Here is a 19234-nt window from a genome sequence, read left to right as displayed (position 1 = left end):
TGCGGGCGATCACTGTTTTGACCTTTTCCGGAGAATTCCCATGTGGTTGCGATTGGCGACACTGGTCGCCTGTGCCTTTGCGCCTGCGCTTTATGCGCAAGAGCAAGTGCCTAGTCAAACGTTAACTCTTCAACAGGCGATCGAACATGTCGCCCAGACCCATCCCGATCTTCGCTTGGTAGACGGCCAGCGTGCTGTGCTGCAGGCCAACTATGACTCGGCAAGCTTCAAGCCTGCCCTGACCATTGGTGCAATGGTCGAAAATGCCCTGGGATCTGGCGCCTATCGCGCATTCGACCAGGCAGAAGTCACCGTAACGCTCGCCGGCACGCTGGAACGCGGTGGCAAGCTTGACGCGCGCAAAGCCTTGGCTCAAGCAAATATCGACAAGTTGGCGCCACAGCGCGAAGTAACGCGACTTGATCTATTGGCTGAGACCGCACGCCGCTACTTGGCTGTCGCTGCGGCTATACGCCAACGCGAGATTGCCGAGCTGGACATCGAGCAGCGCCGCCGTACGGTCGACGCTGCCAAGCGCCGATTTGCGGCAGGTGCATCTCCTGAGTCGGTGGTGCTCACGGCACTAGCTGCATTGGCTGAGGCAGAGCTGGATCGCGATCGCGCTAATCAGGCTGAGAAGGCTGCGCGACAATCGCTTTCATCGCTCTGGAACAGCCTAAGCCCCGCCGCTGGTGCGGTGTCTGGCGATCCCATGGTGTTGCCCAACCTGGAGGACTTCGCTCTGTTGAGTGGCTTTCTGGCGCGTACGCCAGAGCTAGCACAGCTCGCCGGCGAAGGGCGCATTCGGGAGGCGCAGCTGCGCTTGGCCCGAAGTGATGCCACACCTGACATCCAATGGCAGGTCGGTGGCCGGGCCTTTCGCAGTGGCAATGACGTCGGCATCTTGGCGGGCTTCACCATTCCACTAGGCGCGTCGCGTCGCGCACAGCCAGGTATACGTGCGGCGGAAGCAGAACTGGCACTAACAAACGTGGAGCGCGAGGCATTGCTGGTCGGAATGAACTCAGCTCTTGCTACGGCTTATGGTGATTACAGCACTGCACAGCTGGAAGTGCAGCGACTGCAGAGCGATGTTTTGCCTCGACTGGCAAAGGCCGAGACTGCGGCCGACCGGGCCTGGCGCGCAGGAGCCATCAGCTACATGGAGTGGGCGTTGTTACAAGACCAGCGCATCCAAGCGCGGCGGCGTCAGCTCAACGCGGCGCTCTCGGCACAGGCTGCGCTCATCGAAATCCAGCGATTGCTGGGACAACCCATCGTTAAGGCGCAAGGCGCCTCGAATACGGATACCCCTTCGAAATGAAAATCTCCAACCCCATGAACGTGTTGGTGTGGTTTCTCGTGCTTGCCCTTGCAGGCTGCGGAGGCTCGAAGCAGCCGACAGAAACCGAACCCGGTGCGGGTCCTGCGAACACGCAGGGAGATGAGCCAGGCGGGCATGCAGAAGAAGCGGTTGAATCGACCACGATCTCAGCTGCGGATGCGGAGGCAAACGGCGTCAAAGTCGCTGTCGTTGGCAGCGGCAAGGTGGCCAATGAAATCGATGTGCAAGGCGTAATCCGGGTCATCGATGGGAGCGTGGCTCACGTCAGCGCACGCTATCCAGGGCGTGTGGCGGCGCTTCGCGTCAATGTGGGCGACAAAGTCACGGCAGGACAGAATCTCGCCAGTATTGAGAGCAATCTGAGCCTCAGCACATATGGCGTTGTCTCGCCAATCTCGGGAGTGGTGCTAAGTCGTCAAGCGCAGACAGGCGGCGGAGCGGCCGAGGGGCAGACCTTGTTTGAGATCGCTAACTTCAGCCGAGTGTGGGCTGACCTGACTGTCTTTGGGCGCCAAATCAGCGACGTGCGGCCCGGACAGCAAGTCACGTTAGAGAGTCTATATGGTGGACAACAGATCACCACTACGATCGACAGCGTGCTGCCGGGCACGGCCAGCGCATCACAGAGCACAGTAGCGCGATTGACATTGGATAACGCTAAGGACCAATGGCGCCCAGGTATTGCAGTGACTGGCAAGATTGCGACTCGCGCGCGCGACGCCGCTGTAGTCGTCCCACTTCAAGCTATCCAGACAATGGATGGTCATGAAGCAGTGTTTGTTCGCACCGGAGAACTCTACTCCTCTCGCGCCGTGAAATTGGGCGAGAAGGATGCGCGAGTCGTCGAGGTGCTGGATGGCCTAAAAGCTGGCGAAGAGGTTGTCATTGAGCAGAGCTACCTGATCAAGGCAGACATCGAAAAGTCTGGCGCCTCGCACGAGCACTAAGGAGACCGACATGCTAGAAAAAATTATTAGGATCTCCGTCAGCCACAGATGGTTGATGATGGCACTTACTGTTGTGCTGATTGCGGTTGGTGTGTGGAGCTTCAAACAGCTGCCCATTGACGTCACCCCAGACATCACCAACGTCCAAGTGCAGGTCAACACGGCAGCGCCTGGCTATTCGCCGCTAGAAGCAGAGCAACGCATCACCTATGCGGTCGAAACGGCGATGGCCGGCTTGCCGAGAATGGATTACTTCAGATCGATTTCTAGATACGGACTGTCGCAGATTACGGTGGTCTTCAAAGATGGCACCGATATCTACTTCGCTCGCCAGCAAGTGGCCGAACGCCTGCAACAGGTCAAGTCGCAAATTCCTGTCGGCATCGAGCCAACCTTGGGACCAATCGCCACGGGCATGGGGGAAATCTTCTCCTACACGATCGATGCCGATCCAAAAGCACGAAAAGCTGATGGCACGCCTTTTACTGCAACAGATCTACGAACTCTGCAGGACTGGGTAATTCGCCCTCAATTGCGCAACGTGCCTGGTGTCACTGAGGTGAACACGCTCGGCGGTTACAAACGTGAAGTGCACATCACGCCTGATCCGGCTCGCCTGCGTTCACTGGACTTGACTCTGGAGAGTTTAGTCGAAGCGCTACAGAAAAATAACCAAAACGTAGGCGCCGGCTACATCGAGCGCAATGGTCAACAATTTTTGGTGCGGATGCCAGCGCAAGTGGCGGACATCCCGCAAATCGAACAGATCGTCGTGGCCAACCGCGGTGGGGCCGTCATTCGTGTGCAAGACATCGCGCAGGTGGCGGACGGTGCAGAATTGCGCACTGGTGCAGCTATGCAGAACGGACACGAAGTTGTTCTGGGTACGGTTGTGATGTTGGTTGGCTCGAACAGTCGTGACGTGGCACAGGCCGCTGCGGCGCGCTTGAAAGAAGCAGAAAAGAGCTTGCCGAAGGGTGTCACTGCAACACCGGTCTATGACCGCACTGTGCTGGTGGATCGCACGATCAGCACGGTGGCGAAAAATCTGATCGAAGGCGCATTACTCGTCATTGTTATCCTTTTCCTGCTACTAGGAAACTTCCGTGCGGCCTTGATCACTGCTTTGGTGATCCCGCTGGCCATGCTATTCACGCTAACTGGCATGGCCCGTGGCGGGGTTTCAGCCAACCTGATGAGCCTGGGTGCGCTGGACTTCGGCCTGATTGTTGATGGCGCAGTCATCATCATCGAGAACTGCTTACGGCGCTTCGGCGAACGCCAGCACCATCTTGGCCGTCAGATGGACTTGGCTGAACGTTTCGAAGAAACGGCAGCTGCGACCGCCGAGGTGATCCGTCCTAGTCTGTTTGGCCTGGGCATTATTACTGCGGTTTATTTGCCGATCTTCGCGCTTACAGGGGTGGAGGGGAAGATGTTCCACCCGATGGCCATCACTGTAGTGCTGGCGCTGACGGGTGCCATGATCTTGTCGTTGACCTTTGTGCCGGCCGCAATTGCCCTTGCGCTCAGTGGGAAGGTCGATGAGAAGGAAAATCGCATCATGGCCTGGATGCGGCGAGGTTACGAGCCACTGTTGAACTTCAGTCTACGACGTGGTGCGCTGGTCGGCATTGCGGCTGTGGTGTTACTTGGCATCAGCGCATTAATGGCATCGCGGCTAGGCAGCGAATTTGTACCCAGCCTGGATGAAGGCGACATTGCACTGCAGGCGATGCGTATACCCGGCACAAGCCTGACGCAATCGATCGGGATGCAGCGAGTCCTTGAGGAGCGCTTGGCGAAAATGCCCGAGGTTGAACGGGTGTTCTCAAAGATTGGAACATCTGAAGTAGCCTCTGACCCCATGCCACCTTCTGTGGCCGATACATTCGTGATGATCAAGCCGCGCGATCAGTGGCCCAACCCCAAAAAACTAAAAGCCGATCTGGTCTCGGAGGTGGAAAAAAGCTTAGAGACAATTCCGGGGAACAACTATGAGTTCAGTCAGCCGATCCAGATGAGAACGAACGAGCTCATCTCGGGCGTGCGAGCGGACGTGGCCATCAATGTATACGGCGACGACCTGGCGACGTTGCTGCAGATCGGACAGAAGGTTGAACAAGTTGCGAAGAACGTCGCCGGCGCGGCAGATGTCAGGGTCGAACAGGCCAGCGGACTTCCGTTGCTGACAATTGAACCTGATCGGCGAGCCTTAGCGATCTATGGCCTCAGTGCGGATGATGTGCAACGTACGGTTTCCACAGCCGTGGGCGGTGAAGTAGCCGGACAGCTATTTGAAGGTGACCGTCGATTTGATCTGGTAGTCCGGCTGCCCGAATCATTACGACAGAATCCTGCTGCGATAGAGAGCCTGCCGATTCCTCTGCCCGCCGATGCTAGTGCTGCAGCCGGCAGTGTTGCCCGGACAGTGCCGTTAAGTGAGGTAGCCAAGGTGATCGCAAGCGAAGGGGCTAACCAGATCAATCGCTACAACGGCAAACGTCGCATCGCTGTCACTGCAAACGTGCGGGATCGCGACCTGGGTGGCTTTGTGGCCGAACTGCAAAGCCAAGTGGGCAGTAAGGTGCAGGTGCCGAGTGGTTACTGGTTGGAATACGGTGGCAGCTTCGAGCAGCTGATTTCAGCGAGCGAGCGGTTGGCTATTGTTGTGCCGGTGACGCTGGTGTTGATCTTCGCTTTGCTTTTTATGGCTTTTGGCTCGATCAAGGATGCGGCAATCGTTTTCAGTGGAGTACCGCTGGCACTGACTGGTGGCATCCTGGCGCTGACCGTGCGTGGCATCCCCTTGTCCATCTCGGCAGGAATCGGTTTCATTGCGCTGTCCGGCGTGGCAGTGCTTAACGGTCTTGTGTTGATCAGCTTCATCAAGTCTTTGCGCGAAACTGGCACAAGCTTGGCGGATGCTGTGCGCGAGGGCGCGCTAAGCCGACTGCGACCAGTTTTGATGACCGCCCTGGTAGCGTCACTTGGCTTTGTACCCATGGCCTTGAATGTGGGGGCTGGCTCGGAGGTGCAGCGCCCGTTGGCGACGGTAGTGATCGGTGGAATCATTTCATCAACTTTGCTGACACTGGTCGTGCTGCCGGTGCTTTATCGCTGGGTACATAGCAGGTTTGCGAATCGCGCAAGCACGGCGTCCTAAGTCAATCAGTATTGCCCCTGCCGTGAAGTCACGGCCGGGGCCATCGGCTGGGCCCAGCTTCAACTCTGGTCCATGGGAGAACTCAAATGAGTGGAAACCACGATCACGGTGTTTCCGAGGTCAAATTCGAGAAGCCACTATGGTGGGCGCTCGTCCTGACGGCCACGTTTCTGGTCGCGGAAGTCATCGGCGGGCTGATCACTAATAGCCTCGCTTTGCTGTCCGATGCTGCGCACATGATGACCGACGTCATCGCGCTCGGTGTCTCCTTGTTCGCTGTTCGCATGGCCAAGCGGCCTGCAGATCTCAGCAATACTTATGGCTATGCTCGCATGGAGGCACTGGGGGCATTGATCAATGGGGGCCTGTTGTTCCTTGTGGCTTTCTACATCCTGTGGGAGGCAGTGGGCCGCTTTCGGCAGCCTCCAGAGGTTGCTTCAACTGGCATGTTTGTAGTGGCGGTACTTGGGCTGGTCGTCAATCTGATCTCGATGCGCCTATTGAAAGCAGGTAGTGGGGATTCGCTCAATGTTAGAGGTGCATACCTGGAAGTGTGGAGCGACATGCTGGGCTCCATTGGCGTGATCGTGGGCGCAGTCATTATCCGATTCACGGGCTGGACGCTAATCGATCCCATCATTGCTGTCGCGATTGGCCTGTGGGTGCTCCCGCGCACGTGGACCTTGCTGAAAGCAGCCTCACATGTATTGATGCAGGGTGCTCCATCTGGAGTTGCAGTCGAAGACGTGCGCGCTGCACTGATACGCAATCGCAACGTAAGCGAGGTGCATGACCTGCACGTATGGTCACTGTCCAGCAAACGTCCGGTCTTGACCGCGCATGTAGTGTTGCAGAAAGAGAGCGCTCCTTTAGATGAGGTCCGGAGCGAACTCAGCGCGACTGTGGATGAGCTATTTGGGATCGAGGAGATCACCCTACAGATTGAACAAGTGTCATGCGCTGATGAGGGCAATGCGCATGGGCATTCATGAGCGCGCTCGTGCGCTACTGAAGCGACCGCTTATCAGTCCCGAACTTTTAGTCTGGAGCGTCGCAGTCTATGCGGCGCTGATGCTGAATCCCGCGTTTTGGCGGGCAGTCACTGCCTCAGAGGCCTTGAACGGTTTCACAGGCGCAACATCCCGAGTCTGTATTGCGCTCGTTATGGTGGCTCTGAATGTCATTGTGGTACGACTTCTATGTACACGCTGGACAATCAAGCCAGTGCTGATCAGTTTTACTTTGATCACTGCAGTGCTGTCCTATTTCTCGCTCCAGTATGGCGTGCACTTCGACGTAGGTATGGCGCGAAATATCCTGGCAACAGACGCATCCGAATCTAACCAACTATTGACCCGCAACCTAGTTATGGGTGTGGCGTGGTCTGCTAGCTTCCCTATCCTTGTGCTGCTCTTTGTTCAGGTGACCTGGAGACCGCCGCTCGCTTCGCTGCTGCGGGCATTGGGTACGGTCGCCATCGCATTGGTCGTGTTGGTGGGCGCGGCAATCGCCGGATTTAAGGATATCTCGCCGCTAATGCACAACAATCGGGAAATGCGACATCTAATTGCTCCCGAAAACTTGCTGGTCTCATTTGTCCGTGTCGCTGCAAAGGATGGCTTGGGGCCATATCGGGGCCCTCGGACTGTGCTCGCGCCCGATGCGATCCTGACACCTGGACACAGCACGTCTCAGCGGCCTCATGCCCTGATCATCGTTATAGGTGAGACAGTCAGGGCTCAAAACTGGGGCCTGAATGGGTATTCACGGCAGACGACCCCCAGGCTTGTGACAGAAGACGTTACAAACTTTCGTAATGTTCGGGCCTGTGGATCGAGTACAGCGGTCTCATTGCCGTGCATGTTCTCAGCGTTTGGCCGCAGCAATTACGATGAGCAGAAGATTGAACGATCAGAGTCGCTGCTTCACATCCTGGCGCGAGCTGGCGCCGATGTCAGTTGGCGAGACAACCAAGGCGGCTGCAAGGGCGTATGCGATGGCTTGCCGTTTGAGTCGTTCCGTGATCAGCAAGACCCCGCCTTGTGCAGTAGCGAAGGCTGCATGGATCAGATACTGCTTAAAGGCCTACAAGAACGTATCGCTAGCTCGCCCGGTGATGTTGTGATCGTGCTCCACCAATTAGGAAATCACGGGCCTAGCTACTACCAGCGGTATCCGCAGCGGCTCCGCAAGTTCACGCCGGATTGTCGAAGCCCGGACATAGGAGAATGTACCGTCGAGGAGGTCGTTAACGCTTACGACAATGCCATCCTGGCTACTGACGAGATGGTAGCTGCTGCCATTGATCTACTGAAGGGCGTCACCACACACGACAGTGCGTTGATTTATCTATCAGATCACGGTGAATCTCTAGGCGAACGCAATTTGTATCTGCATGGCCTGCCGTATGCGATCGCGCCTGATACCCAAATGAAAGTTCCGATGTTGACGTGGCTATCCGAAGGCATGGCCCGATGGCGCGGGTTGAATCGTCCTTGTCTTGAGCGGCGTGCTCGGGAACCTGCCTCGCACGATAATCTTTTTCATTCGGTTCTGGGTCTAATGCAAGTTGGATCAAAGGTCTACGACCCTCGCAAAGATGTGTTCGCAGGTTGTACAAAATCATGAAGAGGCCGTCAGGAACTGCCGAGGCACGAAGCATGGGGCTGCATTTTCATATCCTGTCAGAGCTCCCGCGCTCTAGAGTGGATGCGTTGCGGCCTACCAGCCGCGTCTGTTGCACTGCCTTGGAGTCCTCGACACTATGAACGAGATGAACATCGAACAAGTTCGTGCGGCGATGTTTACCGACCCCGGTGTGAAGGCGGTGGACGATCTACGCCTGGTCCCCGGGAAAGAACATGGCCGTGCGATCACGGCCACCATCACTGTCGCTGCGCCCTCGGTCGATCTGAATCTGGTGCACGCCGTGATTGCCAAGGTGCTTGCCGATCAATTCGACATTGATCAAGTCATGCTGTGCTTCAACGACCCGGGCCCGGTACCGCCGCCGCCCACCGGCGCGCCGTTAGAGAAGATGTGATCGCTGCCCGTGGCTCTATGCGTCTGCGCTGGCAGGCGCATAGAGCTGATGACCCGGCAGCGCACACGCGCCGGCATACACGAATGCCACGCTCTGGCGTGCTCGGGTGAAGGCCACATAGTATTTCGGTGGCGCGGTGACGCGGGATGCATCGGCCGTGCGCAGGTACAGCGTCAATGGCCCGTTGGGGAAGATCAGTACACGCCCATAGGTCCGGCCCTTGCACTGGCCGAAGTTCACGGCCGGCAACCCATCACACGCTTGCCGCCGGTCGTACCGAAGCACGGTGGGAGCGAATTCCTGCATGTACGCAGCCACATGCTCGGGAGCGATGAGGTAGATGCCATCGTGCCCGGTGACCTCGCCATTGCCTGACTCGGTCCGTGGCATCTGCGGGTAGAGCGCGTCGGCCAAGTCGCAGAGCGTCTGGACACAGCGCAAGCTGATGAGGCGGTGATCGAGCTGGCATAATCCATCCGCTTCCCAAATCCGGAACAACGCTGCCAGGTTCGGCCCGCGATATTGACTATGCCTTTGCGCATAGTTGGTGGCATACGTCGCCTGCCGCGTATCACCTACCAACGTAATGGCGATATCGCTCTTCAACAGCCGCTCGACCAGATCCAGATCGTAGCCGGCCAGGTCCTGGACCTCGTCGATGTAGAGCTCGTCGTACATGGCCGCCAGGCGCGCCATCACTTGACCTTGGGTCAGTTCATCGCATCGCACAGCAAAGTCGGCCGCCCGATCGGAATACATCCGGTTGCCCGCCAGATAGTGTCGCGCGGCTTGGGTGCGTGGGGCCCGATTGTTGGTGAGACCTTCCACGAACAGGATCGTCTCTACCCGAGGCTCGGCGCAAAGCGCAGCTTGGTACGGGCGGATGCACTCGCGCAGCAGAAAGCCATACCAGCTGTGCAAGGTGACATGCGCGGGGACTGCGCCGGCGTGAACCTCAAACGAGCGCCGGATCTCTTCAAGGTTCTCCAGCGTGTAGGTAACAATCGCGATGCGGCGCCCAGGCCGCTCCAAGGCCTGCCGAACCAGCAACGTGGTCTTGCCCGAGCCGGCCGCTGAGAGCAGGACCCGGTTAGGTGATGGCACGCTGGACATAGTCCGGGAACCTGATCGAGTGCCGGCTGTTGAAGATCGCCAGGGCCGTATCGGTCTTGTGACCTTTCATGTACTTGAGCAACGCCACCTCATCGGCGAATGACTTGTCCAGCACGGTGTTGAGCTCGGACACAGAATTGGCTTTTATCAGTTGCTCTTCCAGCGACGGGGCGCTTTCGTCGGAATCGTAGTAGATGGCGTTGGGATAGTCGGCGTAGCGTTCCTGCACAACGGCGATATCGCCATCGTTGTCGGTGATCACCTTGGCTTGAATTCTCAGCCGATCTGCAATCTGCAAGAAGCGCTTGAATGCCAGCGACTTGACCGAAATGATGTCTACGCCATGAGCCATCGGCGCCACGCCGTGGTGGTCGCTGTAGGCACGCTGCACGATCAGCTCATCAGAAGGGCCCTCCACCAGGATTGCCTGCTTGGCCAGGATCAGCCGCAGCGTGTCGTGGCCTGGCAGCTTCATGAAATAGTCGTGTGTATCGCTCGGCAGCTGGTCCAGCTTCATCTGGCCCTGCGCGCTGAACAGGATCACGTTGTCCACGCCCAGCTTGTTCAACACGAAGCTGCTGTGGGTGGCGATGATCACCTGCTGCGCGGTGGAGAGGGTCGCAATCTTGTCGATCAGTTGGGTCATGCTGGAGAAGGACAGATGGTTCTCCGGCTCCTCGATCAGCAGCACGTGGGCCGCCCCTGCCGCGTGCATGGCCAGCTTCATCTTCACCGCGCTCTGTTCCCCCTTGCCGGCCTGGGTGAAGGGGAGCTCATCCAGGTACGGAGACAGGCTGGTTTCCCATGTTGAGCGCGGCGATGTATCCACCCCCACCGTCAGCGCTCGGTGGCTGATGTCCCCGGTGTGCTCGGTCAGGTAGGCATTGATGGCCGCCACATCGGCTTCTTCGGAGAAACTCTGCCGCATGCGACGGAAGCTCAGCGACAGCGAGACGCGCTGCGCAGGCGTCAGTGCCTGCTCGATGATGCCGGCAATATAGCGATCGGCACCGGACAAGGTCTTGATGCCGTGCGTGTCGATGATGGTCGAGTCGAACGGAATACTGCGGGCGGTGACGCCATTGTTGGCGAAGGAATACCATCGCACCGTGTAGTACTCCACCGGCAGGCTGACCGCACCCTGGTGCTGCTGCAGGTAGGCGTTGAACTCCTCGCGGTAGTCGTCGTTGAGCTCGACCAGCAGCCGGATGCCGGCGGTATCTAGGCGCAGGGAGTTGTTGGTGCCGCGTAACGACGCCAGCGCGGCATCGCCGCCCAGATAGGCTTCGATGGAGATCCGTGGCGGCGAGGCCGGCGTGCCTGCTGCAAGCGCCGCGAAGTACTCCCGCACCGTCGGCTGATGGAACAGGTAGGGCGTGAGCTCGTAGGCGAGATTGCGCCCATGCAGCTGGCCGGTGACCACCGCGTGGATGGCCTCCAGCAGAGTGGACTTGCCGACCTCGTTATCGCCCACCACCAAGTTCATGTGGGCGTTGAGCGGCAGGTCCAGATGGCGAAACGACTTGAAGTTGTCGATGACGATACGTTCGATCGGCATGCACAGTCCTTTGATGGCCAACGAGTTCGGTGGCGGCGCCTGCTTGCACCCCGGCTGGCCTCCTTTCCGCTCTGGGCCATACTACCCAGCGATCGCCGGCCTTGGGCGGTTTCGTACCGTTTTGACGACTTGAAATGGCCGAAACGCCGGTTACGCGGGATAATTCAATATTATCCCGCCTGATACTGGTGTCCCTGGCCGGGCCTGTCCGGCCGTTGAGTAGTACGTAATTACATGTTATGTAATACATTACGAAATACACGGGAGAGGGCAGATGGCGCGTTCTGGCTTGTACAAAAGCGATGTGCAACGGGCCCGGGACAGTCTCCGGGCCGAAGGCAAGAACCCCTCGGTTGACGCGGTACGCGTGGCACTGGGCAATACCGGGTCCAAAACCACCATCCACCGCTACCTGAAGGAGCTGGAAGAGGAGGAAGGGCAAGGCGTGGGCGCGAAGATCGCGGTCAGCGACGCCCTGCAGGACCTGGTGGCTCGTCTGGCCGAGCGGCTGCATGCCGAGGCCGAAACCGTGGTCGCCCAAGCGCAAGAGCGCTTCCAGGTCGAATTGCACGAGCGCACCCAAGCCCTGGAACAGGCCCGGCAAGAGGCCGGCAACCTCAGTGTGCAGCTTCAGCACACCGAAACGCTGCTACAGACAGAACGCAAGGCCGGCGAAGCCGCCAGGGGCAAATTGGCCAGCCGCACCACCGAACAGGCTCAGCTGGAGGAGCGCATTGTAGGCCTCACGGCGCGGCTGGCAGAGCACGAAAGCCACGCACGCTCCCTGGAGCAGAAGCACGAGCATGCCAGGGAAGCACTTGAGCACTACCGCACCTCGGTCAAAGACCAGCGTGAGCAGGAGCAACGCCGGCACGAGCACCAAGTGCAGGAACTGCAGGTCGCTCTGCGCCAGGCCAACGAAGTATTGAACGCCAAGAACCACGACCTGGTGCAGCTCAACCGGGAGAACGGCCAGTGGCTGGAACGCCACACCCGGCTGGAAAGGGAGGTGGCGCAGCTGCGCCAAACCATCCAGACGCAACAGGGCGAGCTCGATGCGCTGCGCCTGACGGCGGCCGAATACCAGGCGCTGCAGGTGCGCTGGGGCCAAGACACTCAGTCCTTGGAAGATGCTCGACAAGAGCTCGCGAAAGCCCGGGCCGAGCTGGTCCAGGAGCGCGAACGACGCGAGCACGCCGAGGCGGAGACCCTGCGCGCCACCGTCCGCCTGAGCACCTTGGAGCCGCTGCTGGCCCAGCTGCAGCCAGCCAGTGCCGGCGGCAAAGGCACCAAGCGGATCTCATCGGAAGAGACGCCGGGGTCATAGCCTAGAAACGGAACATCCGCCACGATCGCAAGGAGCTTTGTCATGAGCGTAGTCACCACCACACCCCCGGAAATCAGCCGTGCGGTGCGGCGCTTGACCGATTCGGTCGTGCGCGGTGCAGAACCGGTGTACCTCGATGTGCAGCCGGAAGCCGATGCGATCGTGCACGAATGCTTTCCCAACGTGCAGGCCAAGGTCGCGCGCGACGGTGGTCAGATGCTATGCGGGTGGCAGCTGTGGGAATGGCCGCACGTGCTGGTGGAAGCGGAATTCCACGCGGTGTGGATCAGCCCCGAAGGAGAAATGATCGACATCACGCCAAAGCCTGAAGGCGAGAAGCGCATTCTCTTTCTGCCGGATCCACGAAGACGCTACGAGGGCCTGGCCATCGACAACGTCCGCATGCCATTACGCGATGACCTGCTGATCAAGCACTTCATCCAGATGTCCGAAGCGATTGTCCAGGTGATGAACCGCGGCGAGCGAGCGTCCCAGTATGGCGAGGTCAGCGTGCCGGCCAATGAAATCCAGCCTCTTCTGCAAGCCAGGGACTTTTTGGGCCAGTCACTCGGTGCGGGACTGCGCGAGCATACGCCGTGCCTGTGCGGCAGCGGCAGCAAGTACAAGCGCTGTCATGGCGCGCAAGTAGAGGCATTCTTCCGTCGTTGACGGTGGTGCCCCTGGTCGGAATCGAACCGACGTGTACGCGCTTATCTGGCGCGTGCTCTCACCGGGGTATAAGGCCGGCGCTCTGACCAACATGAGCAACAGGGGCGTGATCGATCGATGCGATCACGCCGGTATTCGAGGGTCGAGCTGGCTCAGGCGGTTCATGGGGCAAGCATACCGGGGATGGACGCCATGCCGCTATCCCCGGGCGCGGCGGTAGGAGTGGGCCCACGCCGGAGCAGGGATGCGGTCGGTCGCCACCAGCCAAGCCATCCGCAAGGCCTGCGCGTCCACCAAGGCATGGTGGCGCCTGGCCCTATGTTCCGGATGGGCCGCGAACCAATCTTCCACCAGTAATCCCGGAAGGCCTTCCTTCGACATGCGTGTCATGACCGGGGCCGGCCGGGGCCCGCACGCGGCAACCTGGTCATCGGGTAACTCAAACCCATCCAGGGCATACCGCAGCAGCTGAAGATCGTTCGGGAAATCCGCGATCACTGCCGGCGCGTCGACCTCGCTGAGGAAGGCGCGCAGCTCGGTAGTCAGGGCGGCATCAGGCAGGGCTGCGTCGCCGCGGTTTAGCAGCGGGTAGACGCTTTGACGAACGAAGTCGGTGGGAGCCTCGGGCAGGCTGGCTCGCTCAGCATAGAAAAGGCGGTCTCCACCTTCGTTCACCAGCGCCAGACTCACTAGCTCACTGCCCGTTACATCGGCCCATTCGGTGTCCAAGAAGTAGTACGTGGTGGCAATGATTGAATGGTGCCACAGCTCCTTGGGGAGGTCCGACCCTGCAAGGGCGGCCGAGGGTAGAATTCACCGATCCATCAATCGGTTAGCGAAGATCTGGCCGTGTTCGTAACGATTCCCTGCCAACCCTCTTGCCGGCGCCGTCGCACCTGCCTGGCGGCGCGCCCTGCGGTGTCCTTCAATGCGCGATGCCTGCGCTGCGCGTCCGCGGCGGCGCGCCAGGCGTCCCGCCAGACCCGGGACGTTGGCGATGCGCGTTGGCAGGCAGCGCGGGGTGGGGAATCCGCACCGTGCCAGGAGCTAGCACGGCGCCTGGACCTGGCACGGAGCTTGCGTGCCGCAATGGGGAGGTCATCACATTTCGGTCCCCCAATGCGCACTCCTGTCCGGGTCTGTCACGATGTCGAAGCGTGGAATCACGCACTGGATTCCGCTTGTGGCGGCTTTCGTGCAAGCGTGGACCCGCAAGGTCCACGCTTCGTGGGCGAGCTGGCCCATGACGACGACGGTGACCTGAAGACATCGCTGATTCGCACCAATGTGGCGCAAATCGTGCACCAACGCACCAAGGGAGACCGCCTCGACGACCGCTGCTGCTTCCTGGTCATGCAGCGCAGCGGGAGCAGCCGCATGCTGCACCAAGGCGAGCACGCCTTGCAGTTGCATGCTGGCGAACTGATGCTGATGGATTCGGCCACGCCCTACGATATCGTCGGCTGCGGGTTGATCGATCACGTCTCCATCCACCTGGATCGCTCCGAGCTGCAGCGGCGGTTGCCCGAGGGGCGTGCCCTATTCGGCAGGATTTGCACGCTCGGAGTCAGTGGCCAGGTGCTGCGTGTGATGATCGAGCAGCTCTGGCAGGCGGGCGAGTCGGCGAGCCGGGACGATCGCCGTGCCCTGCGCGAAGCCATCCTGGCCCTGCTGCCTTCGGCCCTGAGCGGCGATCCCCGGAGCGCGGACAGGCAATGCCTGCTGGATGCCGCGTCGAGTCAGCTACGCCGCTACGCCGAGCAGTTGATCGAACATCAGCTCGATGACGCACTGCTCACCCCGGCGGCGCTGGCACGCCAGCTCGGGGTATCGCTGCGTCAGTTGTATCGCCTGTTCGACGATGGCGACACCGTGTGCCGCTACATCCTCCGTCGGCGGCTGCTACGCAGTGCCGAGGACCTGCGCCACCCGCAACGGCAGCGCGAATCGATCACCCAGATCGCTGGCAAGTGGGGCTTTGCCGATTCGGCGCATTTCAGCCGTGCATTCAAGAAGCAGTTCGCCTGCACGCCACGCGACTATCGCGCCGATGTGCGGTGCACCGCGTTTGCCCACGATGCGTGACGACAGGATGGGTGAGCATGGGCGCTGAGCCGGCCGCGCGGCAGTCGGCGATTGAGCCGCATGCCAGGGACCGCTATCTTGCGATGAAGAACACACCGCAGGCAGAAACAACAAGCCCCGCAACGCGGGGCTTGTTGCTACCGATTCAAGAGCAGCGAACTGCACGTAGCGAGCAGACGTCAGATGGCTGCAGAAGGCACGCGTGGGACCGGAGTAAACCAACGGATCACGCCGATGTCGAATACCGACCGCATCCCGCTGGCGGTGCAGCAATTCTCTTGGCTGCCCTTGGCCACTGAGATGGCAGCACTATTGCTATCAGCGACTCAGGGCAGATCGCACTTGATCTTGCCATCCACGTAATAGGGTTTTGGCACATCCGGATTGGTGCTGGTCTTTTCGAATACCACCTCGAACGAGGCCATGTCCACCTTGCCCTTGCGCGACTCGCAGGCTTCCTGCAGCTTCTTCTTGACCGCGGTGATGCCGGCCTCGCGGTTGGCGCCATCGGCGCTATTGGTCAGGTTGGCAACCTCGGCAGAGGCCAGCGGGCTGAGGCCGAGCAGGCATCCAGCGAGCACCATGCTGTGCAGCTTCTTCATACGATCTCCTTTGCGATGTCCAGTGTGCAGCGTCCTGTGCACCGCTAGAGGCCTGCGGCGCGCCCACAGCATAGGCGCGCCGCGTTAAGCGGCCGTGCGCATGGGTGGCATGGCGGGCTCGCGCCGCAGGTCCTGCACGCTGTTTCCAGGCTCAGGGAATGAGTGCCAGCGTCGCCGCCGCGACCACGAGGTAACGCGCGGTCTTGGCGATCGCCACCAGCGGCAGAAAGACGCGCAGCGGCTCGCGCATCACACCGGCGGCCAGGGTGAGCGGGTCGCCGATGATCGGCATCCAGCTCAATAGCAGCGACCATCGGCCGTACTGCGCGTACCAGCGCTGGGCCCGCTGCAGGGCGCGTGGCGTGACCGGAAACCAGTGCCGCTTCTGGAAACGCAGCGCCTCGCGCCCGATCCACCAGTTGATCAGCGAGCCCAGCACATTCCCCAGGCTGGCAACGACCACGAGCCCGGCGACCGAGCCGCCGTCCAGCAACAGCGCCGCCAATGCCGCTTCCGACTGTGCGGGCAGCAAGGTGGCAGCGATCAACGACAGTGCGAACAGCGAAAGATAGGTCACGACAGCCTTGGGCGGAGTGGAGCGGGTCAGGCCGTTGCCGGCTTGCCGCGAGCGAGGGCAGGGCGCGTCAGCCGAGCATCGCGTGACAGAAACAAGCGAACTGCAATGCATCTGCCGGTGGTCAGAGGCGATTGGAGTCAGGCGCGACATTGCCAGCTCTGGCAAGAATGCGCTGCCACCGGCCGTTACAACAACGCCAGCTGCCCCACGGCCTTGCGCACGCTCTTCTTGGTCATGCGCACCACCGAGCGATGGATGGTCATGCCTTCGATCAACGCGTCGATCGCGCTGGCCGCGGGCTTGGAGAAATGCAGTTCCAGCGCGGCCCTGCTGCGCGCCATCCATTGCTCCATGATGGCCGTCATCTCCGGATGGCGGCGGGCGAAAGCGTACAGCTCGTAGCTCAGCAGCAGAATCCGTGGCGATGCGGTGGCATCGGCAAAAATGATGTTGACCACCGCGTCGCAGGCCTGGTCGCGGTTCCTGGCTGCGCGGATCTCGGCGGCGAAGTTGCGCGAGACCTCCTGCGAGAAGCGGGTGAACGCGGCGATCAGCAACTCGTGCATGGAGCCGAAGTAATAGGTGGTCGCGCTCAACGGCACGCCGGCCTGCTCGGCAACCTTGCGGAAGGTCGTGCCGGCCACGCCATGGTCCACCACCACCTGCAGCGTGGCCAGTTCGATGTGCTCCTTGCGATGGGGATCCTGGCGCCACGTCCTGCTGCTCATCTGCATCCACGCCTGTTTCGGTCCTGCGATGGTAATCCAGAGTTGACGCGCCAATTGGTACGGATGTACAAATTCACCCTGGCTGCTGTCTTCCAGGCGCGTAGAGGCGATTGCGGCGTGGCGAACGCGAAGAGGCGATGCATGAATGAGTCCAAGCAGGTCGATGTCGGGCGCAGGCTGACCCTGGGTGGCCTGGCCGCCGGCGGCGTGGTCATGACCACCGGTGCCGGCGCGGCGGCTACCAGCTCCTGGCAGCAAGGCACCTGGCTCAACGCACCGAAGGTGCACCGGGTACTGCAGGGCGATGTGCTCGAGGTCGTGACCGACAAGGGAACCGACTTCTGGCGCGAGACGCATTACGGTTTCACCCGCGATAGCGGGCATTTCCTCGGCATTGCGGCCCCTGCGGCCTTCACCTGCCAGGTACGCGTGCGCGCCCGGTTCGAGCAGCTCTACGATCAGGCCGGCATCATGATCCGTGTCGACGAGCGGCACTGGGTCAAGGCCGGCATCGAGCTCAGCGATGGGCGCGCCATGCTCAGCAGTGTGCTCACCAATGGGATCTCGGACTGGGCGACCGGGCCGTATGAAGGCGATGCTTCGGATGTCTGGATGCGGGCCACGGTCGACAAGGGTGTGCTGCGGCTGCAGGCATCCCGGGACGGCAGCTATTGGCCGTTGCTCAGGCTATGCCCGTTCCCGGTGGCCGCGCAGTATCTGGTGGGGCCGATGACGTGTACGCCCGAGCGCGAAGGATTGCAGGTGCAGTTCTCCGACTGGAAACTCGGCCCGGTGCTGGGCAAGGATCTGCATGATCTGTCCTGACGTTGTGGTGCTGGTCTCACCTCGCTCGCAGTGCCTGCGTTGATGGCAGGGATGCAGTCATCCTCGCCACGTGCGCAGCAGCTCGCGACACGCGCGGCTTTTTTCATTCCCGGATTCGCGGTATCGATCTGGGCACCGCTGGTTCCCTTCGCCAAACAGCAGTCGGCGCTGGACGAGGCCAGCCTGGGTCTGGTGTTGCTCTGCCTGGGTGCGGGGTCGCTGCTGGCGATGCCGCTTGCCGGCCTATGGGCATCGCGCATGGGCTGCAGGCGCGTGATGCTGGTCACCGTGGTGACGATGTGCGCGGCACTGCTATTTTTGAGCGCAATGCAGTCTGCAGTGGCGTTGGGGGCGCTGCTGTTCGTGTTCGGCGCCGGCGTCGGCGCGATGGACTGCACGATGAACATGCAGGCAGTGGCAGTCGAACGCGATAGCGGCACGGTGATGATGTCCGGTTTCCACGCGTTCTACAGCATCGGCGGGTTTGCCGGCGCGTTGCTGATGACGGTGCTGCTCAGCAGCGGCATGACGCCGGCGCTGGCCTCGATGAGCGGCGTGCTCGCCATCGTGTCGATGACTGCCATTGCGGCCCCGCACTGGAGAACCGAGCGAGCCGCGCACGAAGGACCATTGCTGGCATGGCCACGCGGCAGCGTGCTGTTCATCGGCCTGCTGGCGTTTGTCGTGTTTCTTGCCGAAGGCACGATCCTGGACTGGAGCGCGGTGTTCCTGACCCAGGTTCGCAATGTCGACGCCAGCAAGGCCGGCGCGGGCTATGTGATCTTCGCCCTGACCATGACCGCGATGCGGCTGTGTGGCGATGCGCTGGTGCGGCGCCTGGGACGCACGCGCGCGATCGCGCTGGGCGGTGTGTGCGCCTGCGTGGGTTTCTCGGTGGCGGTGCTCACGCCGTGGTGGGAGCTTTCGCTGCTCGGCTATGCGTTGCTCGGCCTGGGGTGCGCCAATATCGCGCCTGCGCTGTTCTCGATGGCAGGACAACAGCGCGCCATGCCGGAGGGCATGGCGATCACCGCAATGACCACGCTGGGCTATGCCGGCGTGCTGGCCGGCCCTGCGCTGGTGGGCTTCGCCGCACACGGCTGGGGGCTGACGGCCGCGTTGATGGCGGTGGCCGCGGCAATGCTGGCTGTCGCAGCGTCCACGACCTGGCTCAAACAGGACATCGGCTGATCACACGGCGTACCGGGCGCGGCCAGGCTGGATCGCCTGGATGCCGGAGCGCCGCTTC

Annotated in this window: 17 protein-coding genes and 1 tRNA gene; 11 read left to right on the top strand and 7 right to left on the bottom strand. The window is 60.8% G+C overall.

Annotated features, from left to right (window positions below):
* Nucleotides 1-40 precede the first annotated feature (40 nt).
* The 6 genes from ACCQ05_RS10980 (at nucleotide 41) to ACCQ05_RS10955 (ending at nucleotide 8501) form a co-directional block, all read left to right on the top strand.
* Nucleotides 41-1324 carry a TolC family protein gene (locus ACCQ05_RS10980; protein WP_017160753.1) on the top strand — a complete coding sequence of 428 codons (1284 nt, stop codon included), beginning with the start codon at nucleotides 41-43 and terminating at the stop codon, nucleotides 1322-1324.
* Nucleotides 1321-2292, top strand: a complete 972-nt coding sequence (locus tag ACCQ05_RS10975; RefSeq protein WP_017160752.1) for an efflux RND transporter periplasmic adaptor subunit — start codon at nucleotides 1321-1323, stop codon at nucleotides 2290-2292. Before ACCQ05_RS10980 ends, ACCQ05_RS10975 begins: the two co-directional genes overlap by 4 nt.
* A 10-nt stretch (nucleotides 2293-2302) precedes the next feature.
* Nucleotides 2303-5458 (top strand): efflux RND transporter permease subunit, encoded by a 3156-nt coding sequence (locus ACCQ05_RS10970; RefSeq protein ID WP_372390248.1) that lies wholly within the window; start codon nucleotides 2303-2305, stop codon nucleotides 5456-5458.
* Nucleotides 5459-5544: 86 nt separating this feature from the next.
* Entirely contained in the window at nucleotides 5545-6450 is a 906-nt protein-coding gene (locus ACCQ05_RS10965) for a cation diffusion facilitator family transporter (protein ID WP_017160750.1), read from the top strand.
* Nucleotides 6431-8086 (top strand): phosphoethanolamine transferase, encoded by a 1656-nt coding sequence (locus ACCQ05_RS10960; protein ID WP_017160749.1) that lies wholly within the window; start codon nucleotides 6431-6433, stop codon nucleotides 8084-8086. Before ACCQ05_RS10965 ends, ACCQ05_RS10960 begins: the two co-directional genes overlap by 20 nt.
* A gap of 136 nt (nucleotides 8087-8222) precedes the next feature.
* Nucleotides 8223-8501, top strand: a complete 279-nt coding sequence (locus ACCQ05_RS10955) for a hypothetical protein (RefSeq protein ID WP_017160748.1) — start codon at nucleotides 8223-8225, stop codon at nucleotides 8499-8501.
* Nucleotides 8502-8516: 15 nt separating this feature from the next.
* On the opposite strand, the gene ACCQ05_RS10950 is transcribed toward ACCQ05_RS10955, so the two are convergent.
* Nucleotides 8517-9614, bottom strand: a complete 1098-nt coding sequence (locus ACCQ05_RS10950) for a UvrD-helicase domain-containing protein (protein WP_017160747.1) — start codon at nucleotides 9612-9614, stop codon at nucleotides 8517-8519.
* Complete coding sequence (locus ACCQ05_RS10945) at nucleotides 9592-11172, bottom strand: ATP-dependent nuclease (protein WP_017160746.1); 1581 nt, start codon at nucleotides 11170-11172, stop codon at nucleotides 9592-9594. The genes ACCQ05_RS10950 and ACCQ05_RS10945 overlap by 23 nt, the downstream gene beginning before the upstream one ends.
* Before the next feature lie 274 nt (nucleotides 11173-11446).
* On the opposite strand from ACCQ05_RS10945, the gene ACCQ05_RS10940 reads away from it, so the two are divergent.
* Nucleotides 11447-12499, top strand: coding sequence for a DNA-binding protein (locus ACCQ05_RS10940; protein WP_064539822.1), 1053 nt, complete (start codon nucleotides 11447-11449; stop codon nucleotides 12497-12499).
* A 42-nt stretch (nucleotides 12500-12541) separates the two neighbouring features.
* The gene (locus tag ACCQ05_RS10935; protein ID WP_081275030.1) at nucleotides 12542-13168 is read left to right on the top strand and encodes an SEC-C domain-containing protein; all 627 of its coding nucleotides are present in this window, start codon (nucleotides 12542-12544) and stop codon (nucleotides 13166-13168) included.
* Between the two features lie 3 nt (nucleotides 13169-13171).
* On the opposite strand, the gene ACCQ05_RS10930 is transcribed toward ACCQ05_RS10935, so the two are convergent.
* Both ACCQ05_RS10930 and ACCQ05_RS10925 read right to left on the bottom strand, forming a co-directional pair.
* Nucleotides 13172-13274 (bottom strand) — tRNA-Ile (locus tag ACCQ05_RS10930).
* 92 nt (nucleotides 13275-13366) lie between these two features.
* Entirely contained in the window at nucleotides 13367-13897 is a 531-nt protein-coding gene (locus ACCQ05_RS10925) for a hypothetical protein (RefSeq protein ID WP_372393848.1), read from the bottom strand.
* 360 nt (nucleotides 13898-14257) lie between these two features.
* On the opposite strand from ACCQ05_RS10925, the gene feaR reads away from it, so the two are divergent.
* The gene (gene feaR / locus ACCQ05_RS10920) at nucleotides 14258-15253 is read left to right on the top strand and encodes a transcriptional regulator FeaR (RefSeq protein WP_506191548.1); all 996 of its coding nucleotides are present in this window, start codon (nucleotides 14258-14260) and stop codon (nucleotides 15251-15253) included.
* A 326-nt stretch (nucleotides 15254-15579) separates the two neighbouring features.
* Here feaR and ACCQ05_RS10915 read toward each other — a convergent pair whose 3' ends face one another.
* The 3 genes from ACCQ05_RS10915 to ACCQ05_RS10905 all read right to left on the bottom strand — a co-directional run bounded on the left by ACCQ05_RS10915 (nucleotide 15580) and on the right by ACCQ05_RS10905 (nucleotide 17160).
* Entirely contained in the window at nucleotides 15580-15855 is a 276-nt protein-coding gene (locus ACCQ05_RS10915) for a hypothetical protein (RefSeq protein ID WP_228964802.1), read from the bottom strand.
* A 151-nt stretch (nucleotides 15856-16006) separates the two neighbouring features.
* The gene (locus ACCQ05_RS10910; RefSeq protein WP_372393844.1) at nucleotides 16007-16432 is read right to left on the bottom strand and encodes a YqaA family protein; all 426 of its coding nucleotides are present in this window, start codon (nucleotides 16430-16432) and stop codon (nucleotides 16007-16009) included.
* Between the two features lie 185 nt (nucleotides 16433-16617).
* Entirely contained in the window at nucleotides 16618-17160 is a 543-nt protein-coding gene (locus ACCQ05_RS10905; protein ID WP_372393842.1) for a TetR/AcrR family transcriptional regulator, read from the bottom strand.
* A 141-nt stretch (nucleotides 17161-17301) separates the two neighbouring features.
* Here ACCQ05_RS10905 and ACCQ05_RS10900 point away from each other — a divergent pair, with 141 nt between their 5' ends.
* Both ACCQ05_RS10900 and ACCQ05_RS10895 read left to right on the top strand, forming a co-directional pair.
* Entirely contained in the window at nucleotides 17302-17985 is a 684-nt protein-coding gene (locus ACCQ05_RS10900) for a DUF1349 domain-containing protein (RefSeq protein ID WP_372393840.1), read from the top strand.
* A 51-nt stretch (nucleotides 17986-18036) separates the two neighbouring features.
* On the top strand, nucleotides 18037-19176 hold the full coding sequence (locus ACCQ05_RS10895) for an MFS transporter (protein ID WP_372393838.1): 1140 nt from the start codon (nucleotides 18037-18039) through the stop codon (nucleotides 19174-19176).
* Nucleotides 19177-19234 lie beyond the last annotated feature (58 nt).

This window comes from Xanthomonas sp. NCPPB 3582, from assembly GCF_041475735.2.
Lineage (GTDB): Bacteria > Pseudomonadota > Gammaproteobacteria > Xanthomonadales > Xanthomonadaceae > Xanthomonas > Xanthomonas codiaei.
The sequence above is the reverse complement of the archived record's forward strand: the minus strand, read 5'-3'. Positions and strand labels throughout refer to the sequence as shown.